Source organism: Polaribacter sp. PL03, from assembly GCF_033875165.1.
In the GTDB taxonomy this organism is placed as follows: Bacteria; Bacteroidota; Bacteroidia; order Flavobacteriales; family Flavobacteriaceae; genus Polaribacter.
This window is the reverse complement of the sequence record NZ_JAWZSV010000007.1, coordinates 91,562-113,759: the sequence shown is the minus strand read 5'-3', so window position 1 is coordinate 113,759 and position 22,198 is coordinate 91,562. Positions and strand designations below refer to the sequence as shown.

At 31.9% G+C, this 22,198-nt stretch carries 16 protein-coding genes; 2 read left to right on the top strand and 14 right to left on the bottom strand.

Annotated features, from left to right (window positions below; translation table 11 throughout):
• Positions 1-5 precede the first annotated feature (5 nt).
• From SHK09_RS14305 to SHK09_RS14255, 11 genes are all read right to left on the bottom strand, one after another.
• Positions 6-1,412: an MBL fold metallo-hydrolase gene (locus SHK09_RS14305; RefSeq protein ID WP_319811469.1), complete on the bottom strand. Its 1,407-nt coding sequence runs from the start codon at positions 1,410-1,412 to the stop codon at positions 6-8.
• Positions 1,413-1,554: 142 nt separating this feature from the next.
• Positions 1,555-3,282 (bottom strand): solute carrier family 26 protein, encoded by a 1,728-nt coding sequence (locus SHK09_RS14300; RefSeq protein ID WP_319811468.1) that lies wholly within the window; start codon positions 3,280-3,282, stop codon positions 1,555-1,557.
• A 32-nt stretch (positions 3,283-3,314) separates the two neighbouring features.
• The gene (gene ruvB, locus SHK09_RS14295) at positions 3,315-4,337 is read right to left on the bottom strand and encodes a Holliday junction branch migration DNA helicase RuvB (RefSeq protein ID WP_319811467.1); all 1,023 of its coding nucleotides are present in this window, start codon (positions 4,335-4,337) and stop codon (positions 3,315-3,317) included.
• Between the two features lie 100 nt (positions 4,338-4,437).
• Entirely contained in the window at positions 4,438-6,219 is a 1,782-nt protein-coding gene (locus SHK09_RS14290; protein WP_319811466.1) for a cbb3-type cytochrome c oxidase subunit I, read from the bottom strand.
• Positions 6,220-6,253: 34 nt separating this feature from the next.
• Positions 6,254-7,261, bottom strand: a complete 1,008-nt coding sequence (locus tag SHK09_RS14285; protein WP_319811465.1) for a cytochrome c oxidase subunit II — start codon at positions 7,259-7,261, stop codon at positions 6,254-6,256.
• Positions 7,262-7,298: 37 nt separating this feature from the next.
• On the bottom strand, positions 7,299-8,747 hold the full coding sequence (locus tag SHK09_RS14280) for a quinol:cytochrome C oxidoreductase (protein WP_319811464.1): 1,449 nt from the start codon (positions 8,745-8,747) through the stop codon (positions 7,299-7,301).
• A 27-nt stretch (positions 8,748-8,774) separates the two neighbouring features.
• Entirely contained in the window at positions 8,775-9,323 is a 549-nt protein-coding gene (locus SHK09_RS14275; protein ID WP_319811463.1) for a cytochrome c, read from the bottom strand.
• Positions 9,324-9,334: 11 nt separating this feature from the next.
• Entirely contained in the window at positions 9,335-9,862 is a 528-nt protein-coding gene (locus tag SHK09_RS14270) for a DUF3341 domain-containing protein (protein ID WP_319811462.1), read from the bottom strand.
• Between the two features lie 2 nt (positions 9,863-9,864).
• Entirely contained in the window at positions 9,865-11,328 is a 1,464-nt protein-coding gene (gene nrfD / locus SHK09_RS14265; protein ID WP_319811461.1) for an NrfD/PsrC family molybdoenzyme membrane anchor subunit, read from the bottom strand.
• A 22-nt stretch (positions 11,329-11,350) separates the two neighbouring features.
• A complete protein-coding gene (locus SHK09_RS14260) occupies positions 11,351-14,413 on the bottom strand; it encodes a TAT-variant-translocated molybdopterin oxidoreductase (protein WP_319811460.1) in 3,063 nt (1,020 codons plus the stop codon).
• A 90-nt stretch (positions 14,414-14,503) separates the two neighbouring features.
• Positions 14,504-15,805, bottom strand: coding sequence for a cytochrome c3 family protein (locus SHK09_RS14255; protein ID WP_319811459.1), 1,302 nt, complete (start codon positions 15,803-15,805; stop codon positions 14,504-14,506).
• A 199-nt stretch (positions 15,806-16,004) separates the two neighbouring features.
• Between SHK09_RS14255 and SHK09_RS14250 the strand changes: the two genes are divergently transcribed.
• Complete coding sequence (locus SHK09_RS14250; RefSeq protein WP_319811458.1) at positions 16,005-16,373, top strand: SPOR domain-containing protein; 369 nt, start codon at positions 16,005-16,007, stop codon at positions 16,371-16,373.
• Positions 16,374-16,473: 100 nt separating this feature from the next.
• On the opposite strand, the gene infB is transcribed toward SHK09_RS14250, so the two are convergent.
• The 3 genes from infB to rimP form a co-directional block, all read right to left on the bottom strand.
• Complete coding sequence (gene infB / locus SHK09_RS14245; RefSeq protein ID WP_319811457.1) at positions 16,474-19,326, bottom strand: translation initiation factor IF-2; 2,853 nt, start codon at positions 19,324-19,326, stop codon at positions 16,474-16,476.
• A gap of 63 nt (positions 19,327-19,389) precedes the next feature.
• Positions 19,390-20,646 (bottom strand): transcription termination factor NusA, encoded by a 1,257-nt coding sequence (gene nusA / locus SHK09_RS14240; RefSeq protein WP_319811456.1) that lies wholly within the window; start codon positions 20,644-20,646, stop codon positions 19,390-19,392.
• Positions 20,647-20,658: 12 nt separating this feature from the next.
• Complete coding sequence (gene rimP, locus SHK09_RS14235; RefSeq protein ID WP_319811455.1) at positions 20,659-21,120, bottom strand: ribosome assembly cofactor RimP; 462 nt, start codon at positions 21,118-21,120, stop codon at positions 20,659-20,661.
• Between the two features lie 176 nt (positions 21,121-21,296).
• On the opposite strand from rimP, the gene SHK09_RS14230 reads away from it, so the two are divergent.
• Positions 21,297-22,124, top strand: coding sequence for a universal stress protein (locus tag SHK09_RS14230; RefSeq protein ID WP_319811454.1), 828 nt, complete (start codon positions 21,297-21,299; stop codon positions 22,122-22,124).
• Positions 22,125-22,198: the final 74 nt, after the last annotated feature.

Sequence of the window (22,198 nt, the reverse complement as noted above, 5' to 3'; positions counted from 1 at the left end):
AGTTCTTATTTTAATGTTGATGGGCAAACTACTGCTGTTCTTTCTATAGTTGTATTTCTAATTGCAGCATAACCACCAGCTACATCTACTACATTATGAAAACCTCTCGCTTTTAATATAGAAGCTGCTATTACAGATCGGTATCCACCAGCACAATGAACATAAAATTTTCCTTTCTTTGGAAATTCTGAAATATGATTGTTTAAAAAATCTAAAGGAGTACTTTCTGCAACATTAATGTGTTCACTAGAGAATTCACCAGGTTTTCTAACATCAAAAACAGGCATTTTATCTTTTATTTTTTCTTCTAAAACATCAGCAGAAATAGACTCTAAAGTATCAATTTCTTTGCCTGCTTCTTGCCAAGAAGAAAAACTTCCTTTTAAATAACCTAAAACATTATCGAAACCAACTCTAGACAAACGTATAATTGTTGCTTCTTCTTCTCCTTCTGGTGTTACTAATAAAATTGGTTGTTTAATGTCTTTAATTAATGCGCCAACCCAAGGCGCAAAAGTACCTCCTAAGCCTATAAATATAGATTGTGGTATAAAACCTTTTATAAATTCTGATTGATGACGAACATCTAGTATTAATGCATTTGTTTCATTTGCATGAATTTCAAATGCTTCTACAGATAAAGGTTTTGCACTATTTTCTAAAACTTCGTCTATAGATTTATAACCTTCTTTATTTAGCTTTACATTTAAAGGAAAATATGCAGGTGGCGGCAACAGACCGTCTGTTACTTCTTTTACAAATTCTTCTTTTGTCATGTCTGCTCTTAGTGCATAATTGGTCTCTTTTTGATTACCAATTGTACCAATAGTTTCTTTACTTAAATTTTTTCCACAAGCAGAACCTGCACCATGAGCAGGATAAACAATTACGTCGTCTGCAAGTGGCATTACTTTATTTCTTAAGCTATCAAATAAAAAACCTGCTAAATCCTTTTCTGTAACATCGCTTTTTTGTGCTAAATCGGGTCTACCAACATCACCTAAGAAAAGTGTATCTCCACTAAAAAGAGCGTGATTTTTACCGTTTTCATCTTTCAACAAATAACAAGAACTTTCCATTGTATGACCAGGAGTGTGTAAAACAGTTATTGTAATATCACCCACTTTAAAAACCTCATTATCTTTTGCTATAATAGCGTCGAAATCTGTTTTAGCAGTTGGACCATAAATAATTTCTGCTCCGGTTTTTTCTGCTAAAGTTACATGACCACTAACAAAATCTGCATGAAAATGGGTTTCGAAAATATATTTAATTTTCGCATTATTATTAGCAGCTCTATCTATATAATCTTGTACTTCTCTTAATGGATCTATAATAGCAACTTCACCATTACTTTCAATATAATAAGCTCCTTGCGCTAAACAACCAGTATAAATTTGTTCTATTATCATAATCTGTTCTTCATTTTATAAACTTCAAAATAACAAAATACTCCTATTTAAGTAAATGATATTTGTCAGTTTTTTTTAATCTTAAATATTATTAAAAAGTTTAATTAAACTTCTATTAACAAAAAATAAGATTTACTTTTAATTATTGATATGCTTGATGAATATATTTCGCATATTTTTCTTGGTGAGTTTTATCACCTGTTTTATAGAATTTAACAGCTTGATTAGGTCGCATGAAAAAATGATGTAAACCTATAATATCTAAAACACCACTTCTAAATAAATCGTCTCTAACAGGGCCTTTTACTCCTGCAAAATAAAAAAGTATCCCTTTCTTTTGATAATATTTAATACGTTCTTTTAGCATTTCTACACCTGTACTATCAACTCTATTTATACTTTCGGCATCTAACACAATTAGCTTTAAGGCACTTCCTTTTTTACAAACCAAGTAATCTAACTTATCTCTAAAGTAGCTTGAATTTGCATAAAACAACTGTGCATCAAATCTAAAAACTAATACATCTTCATTAATTATAACTTCTTCGAATCTATCTTTATTTCTGTAAAAATTAGAGTTTGGTACTTTACCCAATTCTGCTACATAAGGTCTAGAAGTTCTAAAAATCAATATAATTAAAGACAAACCAACACCTACAATTATTCCATATTCTATTCCTAACAATAATGTTGCTAAAAAAGTAGCAAGCATTAGCCAGAAATCTAACTTATTTGCTTTCCATAGAAAATTAGCTTCTTTAAAATTTACCAAACCAAAAACGGCAACTATAATAATTGCTGCTAATACTGTTTTAGGCAAATGATAAAATAATGGTGTTAAAAATAGTAATGTAATAACAACCATAACAACAGATATTAAAGCTGCCATACCTGTTTTTGCTCCGCTTTCTTGGTTAATTGCAGAACGAGAGAAACTAGAAGTTGTAGGATAAGCTTTAAAAAAAGAACCTACCATGTTACTTAAACCTAATGCAATTAATTCTTGATTAGGTCTTATTCTATATTCATCTTGTTTTGCTTCTAATGATTTACCAATAGAAATAGTTTCTAAATAACCAACCATTACTAATGTTAATGCAATTGGTAACAACTCTTTAATTTGATCTAAATCAAAACTCGGTATTCCAAATTTGGGTAAACCAGAAGGAATGTCTCTAACAATAGAAACGTCTCCAAAGCTACTTCCAAAGTATTTCATAACAAGAATACCTAAAACTACTACAAATAATGCATTAGGAATCTTCTTATTTATCTTTCTAAAAATAATAATTACTATTACAGAAATTAAACCGATAATAGAAGTATGATAATTAAAACCACCTATTTGATGCAAAATATCTAGAATAATAAATTGAATTTGATCGCTTTGAATAAAATCTACTCCTAATAAATTTCTAAATTGATTAACACCAATAATTAAAGCGATTGCAGATGTAAAACCAGTAATAACAGGTTTCGAAAGAAAATTAACTATAAAACCTAAGCTAAAAACTCCCATTATAAATTGGATGGCACCAACCATTAATGCTAATAAAATAGCAATGGAAATATAACTTTCTGAACCCGCTAACGCTAAAGTAGAAACACCTGTAGCAACAATTAAAGAATCCATGGCAACAGGACCAATTGCTACTTGCCTAGAAGAACCAAAAACAGCGTACATAACTTGTGGTACCAATGCACAATATAAGCCATAAATTGGCGGTAGACCCGCAATTAATGCATATGCAATTCCTTGAGGAATTAAAATAATACCAACAGTTAAACCAGCAATTAAATCACCTTTAAAAAGTGATGAATTGTAGTTAGGTAACCATTCTAAAATAGGTATTATCTTTTTAATATTCATTTATTATACACTCAAAATTTAGAGAATAGTGTTTAAAATAATTCCCCTTGATTTTTACCCTTTGTTCTTCCTAGATGTTTATATGCTAATTCTGTTACTTCTCTTCCTCTAGGTGTTCTCATAATAAAACCTTGCTGAATTAAGAAAGGTTCATATACTTCTTCAATTGTTTCGGTATTTTCACTAACAGCAGTTGCAATTGTAGAGATACCAACAGGTCCTCCTTTAAATTTATCTATAATGGTAATAAGTATTTTATTATCCATTTCATCTAAACCATGAGCATCAACATTTAAAGCCTTTAAAGCATACTTAGCAATTTCTATAGTAATAGTTCCATCACCTTTAATTTGTGCAAAGTCTCTTACCCTACGAAGTAAAGCATTGGCTATTCTAGGCGTTCCTCTACTTCTACCTGCAATCTCAATTGCAGATTCCATAGAAATAGGTACTCCTAAGATTTGAGCACTTCTTTGTATAATTGTAGTTAATAAATCTGTTTTATAATAATGCAGTCTACTGCTAATTCCGAATCTAGCTCTCATAGGAGCTGTTAATAATCCTGAACGTGTTGTAGCACCAATTAAAGTAAATGGTTCTAAGTTGATTTGAACTGTTCTGGCATTAGGACCAGATTCAATCATAATATCAATCTTATAATCTTCCATTGCAGAATACAAATATTCTTCTACAATAGGACTTAAACGGTGAATTTCATCTATAAACAAGACGTCACGTTCATCTAAGTTTGTTAATAAACCTGCTAAATCACCAGGTTTATCTAATACAGGACCAGAAGTAACCTTTATACCTACCTGTAATTCATTTGCAAGAATATGGGCAAGTGTTGTTTTTCCTAAACCAGGAGGCCCATGAAATAAGGTATGATCTAATGCTTCATCTCGTTGATTCGCTGCTTCTACAAAAACCTTTAAGTTATCAATTGCTTGATCTTGACCCGTAAAATCATCAAAAGATAATGGACGTAATTTTTTTTCTACGTCTAATTCTTCATTAGATAAATTATCATTTTCAGGATTTAAGTTTTCATTCATAATACAAAGATAAATGAATTTAGATTACCTATTTGTAAGTTTTGTTACATAACAAAAAACCTTTCCAAATTGGAAAGGTTTTTATAAAATATCTTAATCTTTATGATGGTTCTTCACCGTCTAATAAAGGAGTTGTCTGTAGTACGAAATCTTTACCGTGAAGATAATCACTATCATCATCATTAGCATCTACACGTTTACTATAATCGTAAGCCCATCTATGAACTTCTGGTAATTTACCAGGCCAATTACCATGAACATGCTCTACAGGAGTTGTCCATTCTAATGTATTAGATTTCCAAGGATTTTGTGTTGCTTTTTCACCTCTGTACATAGAGATGAAGAAGTTTGCTATAAAGAATATTTGAGCAAAACCACCAACCAAAGCAAATATTGTAATAACAATATTTATGTCTGTTAAATCGTCAAACATAGGAAAGTTTGTGTTCGTATAATATCTACGTGGTAAACCTGCTAAACCTATAAAATGCATTGGCCAGAAAACACCGTAAGCACAAATAATACTTAACCAAAAGTGCCAATAACCTAATGTTTTATTCATCATTCTACCATACATTTTTGGAAACCAGTGATACACACCAGCAAACATACCAAAGATTGCAGATACACCCATAACTAAGTGAAAGTGAGCAACTACAAAATAAGTATCATGAATATTAATATCTAAAGCAGAATCTCCTAAAACCAATCCTGTTAAACCTCCAGTTACAAATGTAGAAACCAAACCAATGGAAAATAACATTGCAGGGTTTAACTGTAAATTACCTTTCCATAGGGTAGTAATATAGTTAAATGCTTTTACTGCAGAAGGAATTGCAATTAGTAAAGTTGTAAATGTAAATACAGATCCTAAGAAAGGATTCATACCTGAAATAAACATATGGTGACCCCAAACAATTGTAGATAGGAATGCAATTGCTATAATAGAACCAATCATTGCTCTATAACCAAAAATTGGTTTTCTAGCATTTGTTGATATAATTTCTGATGTAATACCTAGTGCAGGTAATAATACAATATAAACCTCTGGGTGACCTAAGAACCAAAATAAGTGTTCAAATAAAACAGGTGAACCACCTTGATAATGTAAAACTTCTCCAGATATAAATATATCTGATAAGTAAAATGATGTTCCAAAACTTCTATCAAAAATTAATAATAGAGCTGCAGATAATAATACAGGAAAAGAAACTACACCAATAATTGCTGTAATAAAGAATGCCCAAATTGTTAATGGCAATCTTGTCATTTTCATCCCTTTTGTACGTAAATTTAAAACTGTTACGATATAGTTTAATGCACCTATTAGAGATGACGCAATAAATATTGCCATAGAAACTAACCACAAAGTCATCCCCATACCAGAACCTGGTATCGCTTGTGGTAATGCACTTAAAGGTGGATAAATAGTCCAACCAGCAGATGCTGGTCCCGCTTCTACAAATAAAGAGATAACCATAACAACACTAGATAAAAAGAATAACCAATAAGAAACCATATTAAGGAATCCTGAAGCCATATCTCTTGCCCCAATTTGCAATGGAATTAATAAATTTGAAAAAGTACCACTTAAACCAGCTGTTAATACAAAGAATACCATAATAGTACCGTGTATTGTAACCAATGCTAAGTAGATATCTGGATCCATTATTCCATCAGTTTGATGAGAACCTAAAAAGGCTTCAACAATTGAAAATGATGTATCTGGCCACGCAAGTTGTAAACGGAATAACATTGACATTAAAACGGCAATAATTCCCATAAACATACCAGTTACTAAGAACTGCTTCGAGATCATTTTATGATCTTGACTAAAAATATATTTAGTTACAAAAGTTTCTTTATGATGATGATCTGACATAATCTTACTTATTTGTAGTATTTTTTATAATAATTTATTTAATAACTTCAGCTAATGTTGGTTGTTCTGATAACCATTTATCGTATTCATCTTGCTCTACAACAGTAATTTTCATTTGCATGTTATAGTGAGATGCACCACAAATTTTGTTACATAACAATAAATAATCAAATATATAAGGATCCTCTCCTTTAGATTTTCTTATTTTGTTAATTCCTATAGCCTTTTCAATTACTTCTGGTTGATCTCTCATTTCTAAAGTAGTATACTTAGGAGTAAAACCAAATTCTGTAACCATACCAGGAACACAATTCATTTGTGCTCTAAAGTGAGGCATATAAGCAGAGTGTAATACGTCTTGCGAACGAAATTTAAAGTGAATTTTTCTACCCTTAGGTAAGTAAAGCTCTGTTACTTGTTTGTCATCAACAGCATTCTTATCAGACATATCTACACCCATTGTGTTGATACCTTTAATAAAGTTTACATTACCTAAACCTAATGCATTATCTGCCCCAGCGTAACGTGCTTTCCAGTTAAATTGTTGTGCATAAACTTCGATAACAATCGCTTCATCTTCATCAGATAAATCCATAACATTATTCCATTGCCATAAACCATAACCAATTAGAACAACTAGTACTATTGCTGGTGTTACCGTCCAAATGAACTCTAACTTATGACTATCTGCATAAAATTTTGCTTTTCTATCTTTATTTCCTCTGTACTTAAAAGTGAAATAAAAGATTAAGAATTGCATTATGAATTGTACAATACCTATTAACCAAAATGTAATATCGAATAAGTTATCATCATGTTCTCCTTCAATAGAAGCAGATTCTGGTAACATTACCACATTCATGAAGATTAAACAATAAATCATCATTGCATATAGAAAAGCCATAAAACCAATAGCAAATTTCCCTTGTGCAGCGTTATCTTTATCGTTAGCAATAGAACTTCTAAAATCCATGATTCTAGTAATCTGCCAAACACTTACACCGATTGCAACACCTATAAAAATATAAAATAGAGCTAGCATATTTATCTTGTCTTAATTATTTTAATTGAATTATTTATTAATGATCAGATGATCCTTCTCCTGTATGTTCTATATTGTAATAATGGAAATGTTCACTCTCTTCTAAGAAAGGATTTCCTTTTGGTGTAGGATTCGCTTTAGAAAAGGCATTTAGAGTTGTGTAGATTAATAATCCTACAAAGAAACATAATGCACTAATTTCAGGAATTCCAAAGAACCAATTTCCACCTACTGTAGATGGCATAACCATGATGAAAACATCTATATAATGACCCGCTAAAATTACAAATCCTCCAATAAATACAAACCAAGGCTTACTTTTAAAATCACTATTTATTAATAGTAAAATTGGAAAAGCAAAGTTCATTACTACCATTCCGAGGAAAGGTAATTTGTATTCTGTAAATCTAGCAACAAAATAAGTCGTTTCTTCAGGAATATCAGCATACCAAATTAGCATAAATTGTGCAAACCATAAATAAGTCCAGAATACTGAGAAACCAAACATAAATTTAGCTAAATCATGAATATGACTATCATTTACACCAGGTAAAGCATTTTTAGAACGTAAAAAGATTGTGAAAAAAGCGATAACAGTTAAAGCACTAACTAATAAAGTAGCTAAAACGTACCATGCAAATAGTGTTGAAAACCAATGTGGATCTAATCCCATAATCCAATCCCAAGACATCATAGATTCAGTAATCATAAACAAGAATAAAAATATAACAGAAGCATTATAATTTTTCTTGTATGTTTTATTACCATCGTTAGCCGTATCTTCTTTAATAGAACTTTTTCTGATAAAGAAACGGTAAGCATTCCAAACTAAAAGATAAAAAATACTTCTTATAACAAAACCAGTAGTATTCATCCACCAAGATTTACCATCTACAATAGGGTCATAATTAGCGCTCTCAGGATCTACAGTACCATCTGCCATCCAAGGAAACATATGATTCCAATGCATAACTGATGCTATAACAACAAATATCATTATGATAGAAACAGGTAGTAAGTTAGCAGTAATAGCTTCCATTACTCTTAATAAAACAACAGACCAACCTACTTGTGCAACTCTTTGTATAGCATAAAAAACTAATACAAGCAATGTAATACCTAAAGAGAAGAACAATGCTACATAAAATGCAGACCATGGTCTATTTTGTAATTGATGTAAAACATGTTCTGCATGAGAATCATCATCATGAGCACCATGCCCACTCATTGTTTTATCTACATTTTCATCACCGTGATGCTCACCAGATACTGTATGATCTGCTTTTGGAGCTTCCGTTGAATGAGCTTCTTTTCCTGATTCACCATGAGAACTTCCATGACCATCATTCGTTGACGCTTCAATTAGATGTTTAGCATCTTCTATAGTCGTTTGAGAACCACTATAAAAACTGAATGCTATTCCTACTACACCAATAATAATTAGTGCTAATGAGAATGTCTTTAATTTACCTGAGAATTGATACATATCTTTCGTATTCTTTCTTTTTGTATTTTATTTTAACAAATCTGCTCTTAAAACTTCAACGTACTGAACAATTTGCCAGCGTTCATTGTATGTTAATTGAGATGAGTGAGAACCCATTAAGTTTTTACCATGCATTAGTACATGATAAATACTTCCTTCTGTAATATCTCTATCTTTATAATTAGGTATTCCTGCAAATTTTTCTGCAACTGATAAGTACCCATTACCATCTCCTTTTTTACCATGACAAGAGATACAATAAATATTATACATCTTCTTACCATTATCTAAATTCTTCTCATTCTTAACTAATGGAGATTTTAGTTCTGATTTAGCAATATCATATCCTTCTATAGTGTCAGGAATATCATAAGCAGGAGTTCCTCCTCTTGGTATAGTACCAGCAACTGGTTTACTATTTACAGGATTACCTCCAAGGCCTTCTGAGCTATCAGCATTATAAGGTAAAGATACATACATGTCTGGCATATATTGTACTTGCCTTGTTTTCTTATCATTACAAGAAACTATACTTGTAATGATTACTAGTGCGATAATTAATTTAAAATTCTTCATCATCTAATATATTAGTGCTTATCTACTACATTAATTTCTACAGCTCCTGTTTTTGCTAATAAAGAAGTTAAAGCTTCTTCATTATTATGAACTGGAATTTCCATTAAAAAATGGTCATCTGTAGTTCTAGGATCTGGGTTTTCTGCATCTTTAAATGGCCAGATTCTACTTCTCATATAGAAAGTAATAACCATTAAATGGGCAGCGAAAAATACCGTTAATTCAAACATAATTGGTACAAATGCTGGCATATTTTCCATCCATGAAAAACTTGGTTTACCACCAATATCTTGTGGCCAATCTTCTATCATAATATAATTTGTCATCCAAATAGCGAAAGCCAAACCAGTAATACCATAAAAGAAAGCTGTAATAGCTAATCTTGTAGGTGCTAATCCCATTGCTTTGTCTAGTCCGTGTACTGGAAAAGGACAAAATATCTCTTCGATGTGATGGTGTTCTGCTTTTACAGCTTTTACTGCGTCTAACAAAACTTCATCATCTGTATAAAACGCATGAATAACTTTTGATGCTTCCATAATTATCCGTTTAAATTGTTATCAGAATTATCCTTGTTACCTACTGCACTTGTAACAACAATTGCTGGTTTAGAAGGTATTCCTTGTTCTCTTCTCTTCTTGTAAAATTCACCTGAAGATTTTAAAATTGTTTTAACTTCCGCTTGTGCAATTACAGGAAAAGTTCTTGCATACAATAAGAATAATACAAAGAAAAAACCTATTGTTCCTATAAAGATACCAACATCTACAAAAGTTGGTTCAAAACGCCACCAAGTAGAAGGTAAATGACCTTTACTTAAAACAATAGCAATAATATCGAAACGTTCAAACCACATACCAATATTAATCGCTATCGATATAATAAAAGTAATAGTAAAACTTCTTCTAAATTTCTTAATCCATAATAACTGAGGTGTAATAATATTGAAAGTTATCAATGACCAAAATGCCCAAGCATAAGGTCCTGTTGCAGCACCTACGGATAAATAAGTATAGTTTTCGTAAGGAGAACCAGTATACCAAGCGATAAAGAATTCTGTTGCATAAGCTACAGCTACAATTCCACCAGTTAAGATAATTACAATATTCATGTATTCAACATGCATACGAGTAATGTAGTCTTCTAGATTCGTAACCTTTCTCATAATTCCTAATAACGTCTGTACCATTGCAAATCCTGAAAATATTGCACCTGCTACGAAATAAGGAGGGAAGATTGTTGAGTGCCAACCTGGATTAATTGATGTTGCAAAATCCATTGATACAATTGTATGTACAGAAAGTACTAATGGTGTTGCTAAACCAGCAAGTACCAAAGATACTTCTTCAAAACGTTGCCAATCTTTTGCTCTACCAGACCAACCAAAAGATAACAAAGCATATATTTTCTTTTGAAAAGGTTTTACAGCTCTATCTCTAATCATTGCAAAATCTGGTAATAAACCTGTCCACCAGAAAACTAATGAAACAGATAAATATGTTGAAATTGCAAATACATCCCATAATAGAGGTGAGTTAAAATTCACCCACAATGATCCGAATTGATTTGGTACAGGTAATACCCAATATGCATTCCATGGACGTCCCATGTGAATAATTGGAAACAATCCTGCTTGAAAAACGGCAAAAATTGTCATTGCTTCTGCAGAACGGTTAATAGCCATTCTCCATTTTTGACGGAATAATAAAAGTACCGCCGAAATTAAAGTTCCTGCGTGACCAATACCTACCCACCATACAAAGTTTGTGATATCCCAAGCCCATCCAATGTTCTTGTTTAATCCCCAAACTCCAATACCAGTTCCTACTGTGTAAAATATACACCCAAATCCCCATAGCATTGCTGCTAAAGAAATATAAAATGCGATGTACCAGTTTTTATTTGCTGCGCCTTCTATAGGTTTTGCAATATCTTCGGTAATATCATGGTAACTTTTATCACCTAATACTAAAGGTTCCCTTATGGGTGCTTCGTAATGAGACATATTTTTATATCTTAAAGTTTAATTACGCTTGGTTTGTATTTCTTACTTTTACTTGATATATCACATTAGGCTTCGTTTGAAGGTAATCTAATACATTGTAAGCTCTTTTATCTTCTGCTAACGCAGCTACTTGATCTTCTTTATTATTAACGTCTCCAAAAACCATAGCTCCTGTAGTACAAGCTGATGAACAAGCTGTTTCGAATTCATCTACATTTACTTTACGGCCTTCTTTCTTCGCTTTAAGAATTGTTGCTTGTGACATTTGAATACACATAGAACATTTCTCCATAACTCCTCTAGAACGAACTACAACATCTGGATTTAACACCATTTTACCGTATTCGTTGTTCATATTAAAATCAAACTCGTTATTATTTGAATAATTAAACCAGTTAAATCTACGAACTCTATAAGGACAGTTGTTTGCACAATATCTTGTACCTACACATCTGTTGTATGCCATTTGATTTTGACCTTGACGACCATGTGATGTTGCAGCAACAGGACAAACAGTCTCACAAGGAGCATGATTACAATGTTGACACATCATTGGTTGAAAAGTAACTTCAGGATTTTCAGCTTCAGTTTCTAAAGCTCTATATAAATCTCCTCCGCTTAAGCCCATTTCTTTAGCCTCTTCACGAGTTTCAACTTCCGAAGAGTAATATCTATCAATACGCAACCAGTGCATATCTCTACCAACTCTAACCTCATTCTTACCAACAACAGGCACGTTGTTCTCTGCGTGACATGCAACTACACATGCTCCACAACCTGTACAAGATGTTAAATCTATAGATAAGTTAAAGTGATGTCCTACTTCTCTATTATGCTCATCCCATAAATCAATTGTTTTTGCTTCAACTTCTTTATGATCATAAGACACATATGCAGGCTTATTCCAACCATGATGATGGTCTTTAGGCGCTACAGTGTTATATTCTTTTAAAGTAGCAACTTTTAAAATATCATGACGACCAGCAATTGTTTTTTGTACTTGTGTACAAGCAAACTTATGCGTACCAGATACTTTTTCTATAACTACATTATATTGGATATTATTACCTCCTTTATACAAAGGATAAGCATTAACACCAACTTGCATTTCTTCTTTTAAACCGAACGTTTTACCAAAACCTAATGATAAACCTACAGAACCTTTAGCTTGACCAGGTTGAACCATCACTGGAACAACTACATCAACACCATTTATAGTTACTTTAGCATAATCACCATTAATTGCTCCATTATCTTTTACAGGATTAGAAAAACCTAAGTCTCTAGCATCTGCCATAGACATAGTTAAATAGTTATCCCAAGAAGCTCTTGTAATTGGATCTGGAAATTCTTGTAACCAAGGATTGTTCGCTTGTTTACCATCTCCTAAACCTGTTTTAGTATATAAATTCAACTCCATTGCTGAAGCAGTTGTACTTTTCTTTAATTTAGTTGCAACATCTGTAATTGAAACTTCTTTTAAACCCTCTATGATGTTAGTGGTAGAAATAGTTCTAGTATAAAAACCATTATGCAAAGCTTTATTCCATGAAGCACCATCTAAAACATCTGTAGACCAGAAAGATTTTAAGAAATCGTAATAAGAAGTTGAACTTCCAGACCATTTTAATAACGTATCTTGAATTTGACGCGTTTTAAATAATGGTTGAATTGTTGGTTGAACTAATCCAAAATTTCCTTCTGAAAACTCAGTATCACCCCAAGACTCTAAAAAATGAGGTGCTGGTAATGCATATTCCATTGCGTTAACAGTTTCATTATTTTCAACAGATAAAGCAACCTTTAAATCAACATTTTTTAAAGCTTCTGTAAATTCAGTAGCATTAGGTAATGAATATGAAGGATCTACATTTATAGTTAAAATACCACCAACTTGTCCAGATTTCATATCTGAAACTAAACTTTGAACTTCTTCAAAGTTTCCTTGACGGATGTTTAATGAATTATTACTATCTAAAATAGTACTATTTAAAGCTTTGTTTATAGCTAAAGAAATTAACTGAGCGTTAACATCATTAACACCTGTCATTACAACTCCATTAGAACCAGCTTTTTTAAGCGCTTTTGCAAGCTTCTTAATTTCAGAATCTATAGGTGTTGCATTAGAAGTTACTGAAACACCAGTAATTTCCTTATATAAGTTTAATAAAGCAAAAACAACATCAGATGGTTTTGCAACCAAACGTCTATCTGCATTTGCTCCAGAAAGAGACATATTACTTTCTATCTGAACATGGTAAGACATTTTACCTGTTTCAGGTTTTCTACCATTAATATAAGCCTTTTCGAAACCTCCATGAAAATCTCCTAAGAAATCTGCCCCAAAAGAAACAATTGTTTCTGCGTTTTCTAACTTATAATTAGGTAAAGCTCTTCTACCAAACATAGTTTCAAATGCATCTGCTGCTGCTGCTTCAGAAATTGCGTCATAAATAACGTGTTTTGCATTTGGGTATGTCGCTAAGAATTCACCAACAATTTTATCTGTTGATGGGCTTGCCATTGTACCTGTTAATAAAACAACCTTCTTATCAGCTATTTTAAAATCATTTAATTTTTGTCCTATTTCCTTGTCAGCATCGCTCCAAGAAATAGCATCACCATTTTTAGTTGGTTCCTTTAAACGTAATTTCTCATCATACAAAGAAAGAACAGCTGCTTGAACTCTAGCACTTGTTGTTCCGTTTGCTTCTTTATTAGGCATTATTTGAATAGGACGTCCTTCGCGTGTTTTAACTAACACGTTTGCAAAGTCAAAACCATCTGCCATAGAAGTAGCATACCAATCTGCAACACCTGCAATAATATCGTTTGGTTTTACAACGTAAGGAATCGATTTAATAACCGGTCCTTCACAAGCTGCTAATGAAGCTGCCGCTGTTGTAAAGCCTACATATTTCAAGAAATCTCTACGTGAAGTAGAAGAATTCTCAAGTGTTTCTTTATCACCTAAAAAATCATCTGTAGGAATATTCTCTACAAATTCATTTTTACCCAGCGTTTCAACAACAGAACTACCTTTTAGTTCTTCAACACTTTTCCAGTATTTTTTGTTTGAAGCCATTTATACTTTTTTATTTAATGATTGAAAGACTTTAGAATATCTAAAACAATTCTAACTATCTTTTAATTTTTGAATCTTTTAACTCTTTAATTAGTAATGACATTTACCACATTCTAATCCACCTAACTGAGAAATAGTAACTTTTTCTACTCCGTATTTTTCAGCTAATTGTTCGTGAATCTTAGCATAATATTCATTCCCTTTTAAATCTACATTTGTTTCTCTATGACAATCAATACACCAACCCATTGTTAATGGAGAATATTGATACATTTCATCCATCTCCTCTACTGGTCCATGACATTTCTGACATTTAACACCAGCAACAGTTACGTGTTGTGAGTGGTTATAATATGCAAAGTCTGGTAAATTATGGATGCGAATCCATTTTACAGGCTTTTCATTACCTGTATAAACTAATTCATCAGCATCCCAACCAGCAGCATCATATACCTTAGCTATTTCTTGATCTAACTGTTCCTTACCATAAGTTTGTCCATTCCAGTTAATTTCTGTTCCTTCTGCAACTTCTGAAATCGCTTTATGACAATTCATACAAACATTTACTGAAGGTATTCCAGAATGTTTACTATGTTTTGCAGACGAGTGACAATATTGACAATCTATCTTATTATCACCTGCGTGAATTTTGTGAGAAAAAGCTATTGGCTGAATTGGTTGATAACCTTGATCTACACCAACCGTAAATAATGTTCCAAAAACAAAATAAATACCAACTAGCACTAAAAATATTGTTGCCAACACTTTTAAGAAAGTATTTTTCTTAACACCAACCCATAATTCTTGAAGATCTCTTCTTAGGTTCGATTGAACACCTGGTTTTTTATTTCCTTTTAATTCACTTACTTGTTTCAACAAATTAGCAATCATTAAAAAGGCAACAACTATAGCTGCTGCTAGAAAATAGATTAACCAACCTGGAGCTCCACTTTTTTCTAATACTTGACCACCTACAACAACTTCTCCTGCCGCTGGTGCTTTTTTAATTTCACCCACAGTTGTATAATACAAAACATCATCGATGTTTTTATCTGTTAACTGAGGAAAAGCATTCATAGCTGTTGCACTGTATTGTGCTGCTTCAGCTGCTTCTGCATTTACCTTCTGAAATTCGGCATTATTGTGAATCCATGATTTTAACCAAGAATTCTCTCTACGTTCTTCGACACCACCTAACGCTGGTCCTACTAGTTTCTTGTCTAACTTATGACAAGAAGCACATAAAGATTTAAATAGTTTTTTTCCTTCTTTTTGACGAGCCTCATCTACTTCTTGAGAATAAGAAGATATGCTGAAAGCAAAAAACAAAAGTAATGTAAGACTTTTTAGAAGTACTGAGCTTAGTCTACTATGCGATGCTACACTTTTCATATTTACAAACTATAATTTTAGTATTGTGTATAAATTCGTTCAAAAAACGCTTTCTGAACAGTTCTACAAAAGTACTACATATTGCTAAATTTTGAAAAGCTAATAGAATCTTAAATATCAATTTATAATAATTCTAAATAAGGAAAAGACTCAATTTATTCTTTAGCAAGTCGTTATTTTTGCAGAAACATTTTAGATTATGAAAAACACATTGTTTTTAAGGGGATTTTTGTTCTGTTTACTTGCTAGTTTTGGCACTTTGAGTTCTCAAAACACAACAAATAGCAGCAAAGAAGTAAAAATTTTACTTAAAAAAAAGAGAAGTTATAATAAAACTGTAGGTTATGGATATAGTATTCAGATTTATTACGGAAACGAAAGGTCTGCAAAAAGCAAACATGCAAGGTTTAAAGTATTATACCCTAGAGTTTCTACAAAACTAGTTTACAACAACCCTGAATGGAAGGTACAAGTAGGAAACTATAAAACAAAACTAGAAGCAGATAGGGCTAATTTAATCTTTAAGAAAGAATTCTCTGGCACTATTGTTATTCCAATGGGTAAGTAATTCAATTAGTATTTAAAACACATTACAACTACTTAAATTACATCATAAAAAAAGCCGAAATTCATAAGAATTTCGGCTTTTACTTTATATAATAAAAAGTCTATTTCAACTTCTTTTTTACTGCTACTTCTTTGTAAGCTTCAATTAAATCGCCTTCTGCAATATCATTATAGTTCTTAATTTGAACACCACAATCATATCCTTTAGCTACTTCTTTAACGTCATCTTTAAATCGCTTTAAAGCTGTAAGAGTTCCATCGTGTACAACGATACCGTCTCTAATAATTCTAATTTGAGAATCTCTAAAGATTTTACCAGACATAACCATACAACCTGCAATGTTACCAACTTTAGAAATTTTATAAACCTCTCTAATCTCAACATTACCTGTTACCTCTTCTTTCATTTCAGGAGATAACATTCCTTCCATTGCATCTTTAAGGTCATTAATTGCATCATAAATAATAGAATATGTTCTAATATCTACTTCCTCTCTATCTGCAACTACTCTTGCATTTCCTTGTGGTCTTACATTAAAACCAACAATAATTGCATCTGAAGCTGTTGCTAATAACACATCACTTTCTGTAATAGCTCCAACACCTTTGTGTAAAATATTAACTTGAATTTCTTCTGTAGATAATTTCTGGAAAGAATCTGTTAATGCTTCTACAGAACCATCTACATCTCCTTTTAAGATAATATTTAATTCTTTAAAGTCTCCTAACGCGATTCTACGTCCAATCTCAGCTAATGTTAATGTTTTCTGAGTTCTTACAGATTGCTCACGTTGTAATTGAGATCTCTTAGAAGCAATTTGTTTCGCTTCTCTCTCATCGTCGAATACTACAAATTTATCTCCTGCTTGCGGCGCACCGTCTAAACCTAAAATAGATACTGGTGTTGATGGTTTCGCAACTTTTAAGTTGTTTCCTTTATCATCGAACATTGCTCTTACTTTACCACTGTGTTTACCTGCTAACAAGTAATCTCCAATTTTTAAAGTTCCTGCTTGTACTAATATCGTAGAAACATATCCTCTACCTTTATCTAATAAGGCTTCAACAACTGCTCCAACTGCATTCTTATTAGGATTTGCTTTTAATTCTAAAATTTCAGCTTCTAATAAAACTTTTTCTAATAATTCTGGAATACCTTCTCCTGTTTTCGCTGATATATCTTGAGACTGAATACTTCCACCCCATTCTTCAATCAACAAATTCATTTGAGATAATTGTGTTTTCACATTATCTGGATTCGCATTTGGTTTATCTATCTTATTAATTGCAAAAATAATAGGAACTCCTGCTGCTTGTGCATGCGAAATTGCTTCTTTTGTTTGTGGCATCACATCATCATCTGCTGCTACTACAATAATAACTAAATCTGTTACTTGAGCACCACGTGCACGCATTGCTGTAAAAGCCTCGTGACCAGGTGTATCTAAGAAAGCAATTTTTTGATCACCTACGTTTACAGAATACGCACCAATATGTTGCGTAATTCCTCCACTTTCGCCTTCAATTACATTTGCTTTTCTAATATAATCTAACAAAGATGTTTTACCATGATCTACGTGACCCATTACCGTAATAATTGGTGCACGAGTTTCTAAATCTTCTGGCTTATCTATTACTTCTTCTATAGACTCTTCTACTTCTGCTCCTACAAATTCTACTTTGTGGTTAAATTCTTCTGCAACAATAACTAATGTTTCTGCATCTAAACGCTGATTCATTGTTACCATCATACCTAAAGACATACAAGCAGAAATGATATTTGTTACTGGAACATCCATCATTGTTGCAACTTCACTTACAGTAACAAACTCTGTTACTTTTAAGATTTTGTTGTCTAAAGCTTGTGCTTCTAATTCTGCATCAGAATGTTCTCTACGAGCATCTCTTTTGTTTCTTCTATATTTAGCACCTTTACCTTTAGAAGATTTTCCTTGAAGTTTTTCTAAGGTCTCTCTTACTTGCTTCTGAATATCTGCTTCTGTAGGTTCTTCTTTTTTAACGTTTGCAGCTGGCCTTACGTTTCCTCTAGCTCCTTTATTATAAGGACCTCTTCCGTTTCCTGCTCTACTATTTGGTGCTCTGTTTGCTGTTCTGCTTCCAGGAGCTCCAACTTTAGTTACAATACGTTTACGTTTTTTCCTTGGATCTGACGCTGCATCTTTTTTAGCTTCTGGCTTTTTCTTTTTAGGCTTTTCAAATTGTTTTAAATCAATTTTCTTACCTGTAAAGTTTGGTCCGTCTAACTTCTTGTATTGAGTTTTAATAGTTTCTGCATTTTCAGCAGTAACCTCTTCAACCTTTCCTTCTGGTTTAGATAGATCTTTTTTACCATCAACTTTCTTGTCTACTTTAGAAGCTTCCTTTTCTACTAAAGAAATTGGTTTTTCAACCTTAACTTCTTTAATAACTGGTTTTTCTTCTTTAGCAACAGGAGCATCAGCAACAACCTCTTTTGGTGCTTCAACCTTTGGAGTTTCGACTACAGGAGTCTCTACTTTTGGAGTTTCTATCACAGGAGCTTCAACTTTAGTTTCAACTTCTTTTACCTCTTCTTTTTTAAGAACAGGCTTACCAAGATTGTCAATATCTATTTTACCAATAGTTTTAACTTCTAATTTTTTGGCTTTTGCTTTAAGAACTTCTTCTTTTTTAGCGTCTTCTGCTCTTTTACTCTCTTGCTTAGCTTCTAGTTCTGCACGAATTGCTTCCTTTTCTTTTCGCTTTTCCTCACCAACTTCCTTAGATGCAGCTTTTTTACTAGCATCTGTTTGGAAACCATCTAGCAGGACCTGATAGACATCACCAGAAATTTTAGTAGTTGGTCTAGATTCTATTTCATGACCTTTATCTGCTAAATATTCTACTGCTCTATCTAGAGAAATATTTAATTCTCTTAAAACCTTATTAAGCCTCGTTGTTTTGCCTTCAGACATATATTATTTTTTAGCCTTTAATTTGTAAAAATATACTTTTTTACGATTACTTTAATTATAAAACTACTCTTCGAATTCTTCTTTTAAAATTCTTTGAACATCTAAAATAGTTTCTTCTTCTAAATCGGTTCTTTTAACTAACTCTACAACACTAGCTTCTAATACGCTTCTCGCAGTATCTAAACCAATATTTTTAAATTCTTTAATAACCCATGCTTCGATTTCATCACTAAATTCTGTTAACTCAACGTCTTCTTCTTCAAGACCTTCTCTCTTAACATCTATTTCGTAACCAGTTAATTCACTTGCTAAACGAATATTAACACCACCTCTACCAATTGCTTTAGAAACCTCTTCTGGTTTTAAAAGTACGCTTACACGTCCTTTTTTACCATTTCTTTCCTCTTCATACATTTCAATTTCCATTGAAGTCACTTTTGCAGGACTTAATGCTCTTGAAATAAATAATTGTTCATTTTTAGTGTAATTAATAACATCTATGTTTTCATTACCTAATTCACGAACAATACCATGAATTCTTGATCCTTTTACACCAACACAAGCTCCAACAGGATCTATTCTATCATCATAAGAATCTACAGCCACTTTCGCTTTTTCTCCTGGTATTCTAGCAACTCCTTCTACAGTAATTAAACCATCGAAAACTTCAGGAATTTCTTGCTCAAATAATTTATTTAAGAACTCCGGAGACGTTCTTGATAAAATAATAGCAGGTTTATTACCTCTTAATTCTACTGTTTTTATTACTCCTCTAACAGAATCTCCTTTTCTAAAGAAATCTGAACGAATTTGCTCACTTTTTGGCAACACAATCTCATTACCATCATCATCTAACAAAATAATTGCGTTATGACGAATGTGATGAACTTCTGCACTATATAATTGGCCTTCTAAATCTTTAAAATGCTTAAATATATTTGTGCTATCGTGTTCGTAAATTTTTGAAATTAAGTTTTGACGTAATGCTAAAATAGCTCTTCTTCCTAAATCAATCAACTTAACTTCTTCAGAAACATCTTCACCAATTTCAAAATCTGGCTCAATTAATCTTGCTTCCGCTAGTTCAATTTCTTCATTATCATCTTCAGAAAATCCATCTGCAACAACAATTCTATTTCTCCAAATTTCTAAATCTCCTTTATCTGGGTTAATAATAATATCAAAATTATCATCTGAACCAAACTTACGTTTTAAAGTAGCTCTAAATACCTCTTCTAAAATAGACATTAATGTTACTCTGTCTATACTCTTGTTATCTTTAAATTCCGAAAACGAATCAATTAATGCTATATTCTCCATTACATTTTTTGCTTAAAATACAATTTTCACTTTTGCTTCTTTAATCTCACTATACTCTATAGTTGCTGTTTTCTCTACAGTAACTTTTCCTTTACCAATTGGCTTAGGCTCTCTAGCTTTCCATTGTAAAACAATCTTATCTTCATCTGCTTCTATTAAAGTACCTTCATACTCTTCTTCTGCAGTTTTTACCTTAAGAATTCTATTAATATTCTTAATATATTGTCTTTTTACTTTTAATGGATGCGCAATATCTGGCGTAGCTACTTCTAAAGAGAAATCTTCTTCTTCTCTATCAAAAGTATCATTAATACTCCTGCTAATACGAATACATTCACTTAAAGGAACGCCATTATCTCCATCTACAACAACTTGAACTTTGTTGTTTACAGATATAGATAATTCTATGAGATACAAAGACTCATTAAGAGCCAATGCTTCGTCTACTATGTCTTTTACTGCTGTTTGATTCATATTAAACCTTAAAATAAAGTATAAAAAGAGGGGACTTTTAAGTCCCCTTCATCCTCCATTTACTATAAATTTCGGTGCAAATATACGAATTAGTTATGATTTACCAAACCAAGTCGAATTCAAAATTTTTTTGTAACTTTATATACACCCATTTTTTGAACTTAAAATTCTTACTTATGAATAAAATTCTAGTTCCCATCGACTTCTCTAAACCTTCTGAATACGCTGCTAAAATGGCAGCCAAAATCGCTAAAAAAACCAGTGCCACCGTATATCTTGTGCATTTAATCGAACTTCCATCTGGAGTTGTAGACATGGCTTCAAGCAGTAATTTTAGCATTCCAGAAAGCATGTTATATTTAAGAAAAACAAGAGAAAAAGTTTTAAAATTTAAAAAAAGTTTTTTTTCTGAAGATATTAGTGTCGAGTATTTTATAAAGTTAAATACTCCTTTTGAAGGCATAAAAAAGTACGCAGAAAAAATTGATGCAGATTTAATAATTATGGGTTCTAAAGGACATTCTGAATTTGAAGAAATAATGATTGGATCTAATACTGAAAAAATTGTAAGAACCTCTAATACACCTGTAATTGTTGTAAAAAGTGACAGTAAAAAGTTTAAATTAAACAACTTAGTTTTTGCTTCTAACTTTAAAAAAGAAAACAAAGAAGGGTTTCGTAAATTCTTAGATTTTGCAACTGCATTTAACAGTAAAATTCATTTATTAAAGATAAATACACCTTCTCAATTCGAAAGTACTTTTAACGCTAAACAAAAAGTAAAAGATTTTGTAAAAGATTACAAACTACCTAAACACTCTATAAATATATATAGTGATACCTCTGTTGAAAAAGGTATTTTAAATTTTTCTAAAGAGAAAAAAATAGATTTAATAGCATTAAGTACACACGGTAGAAGCGGTATTTCTCATCTATTTACAGGAAGTGTTACTAAAAACTTATCTAAAAAAGCTTTAAAACCTATGTTTACAATAAAGGTTTAAGTAATTAAAAAAAATAAAAAAGCCTCTATTCTAGTTATAAGAATAGAGGCTTTTAAAGTTGAAATTTTTATCAA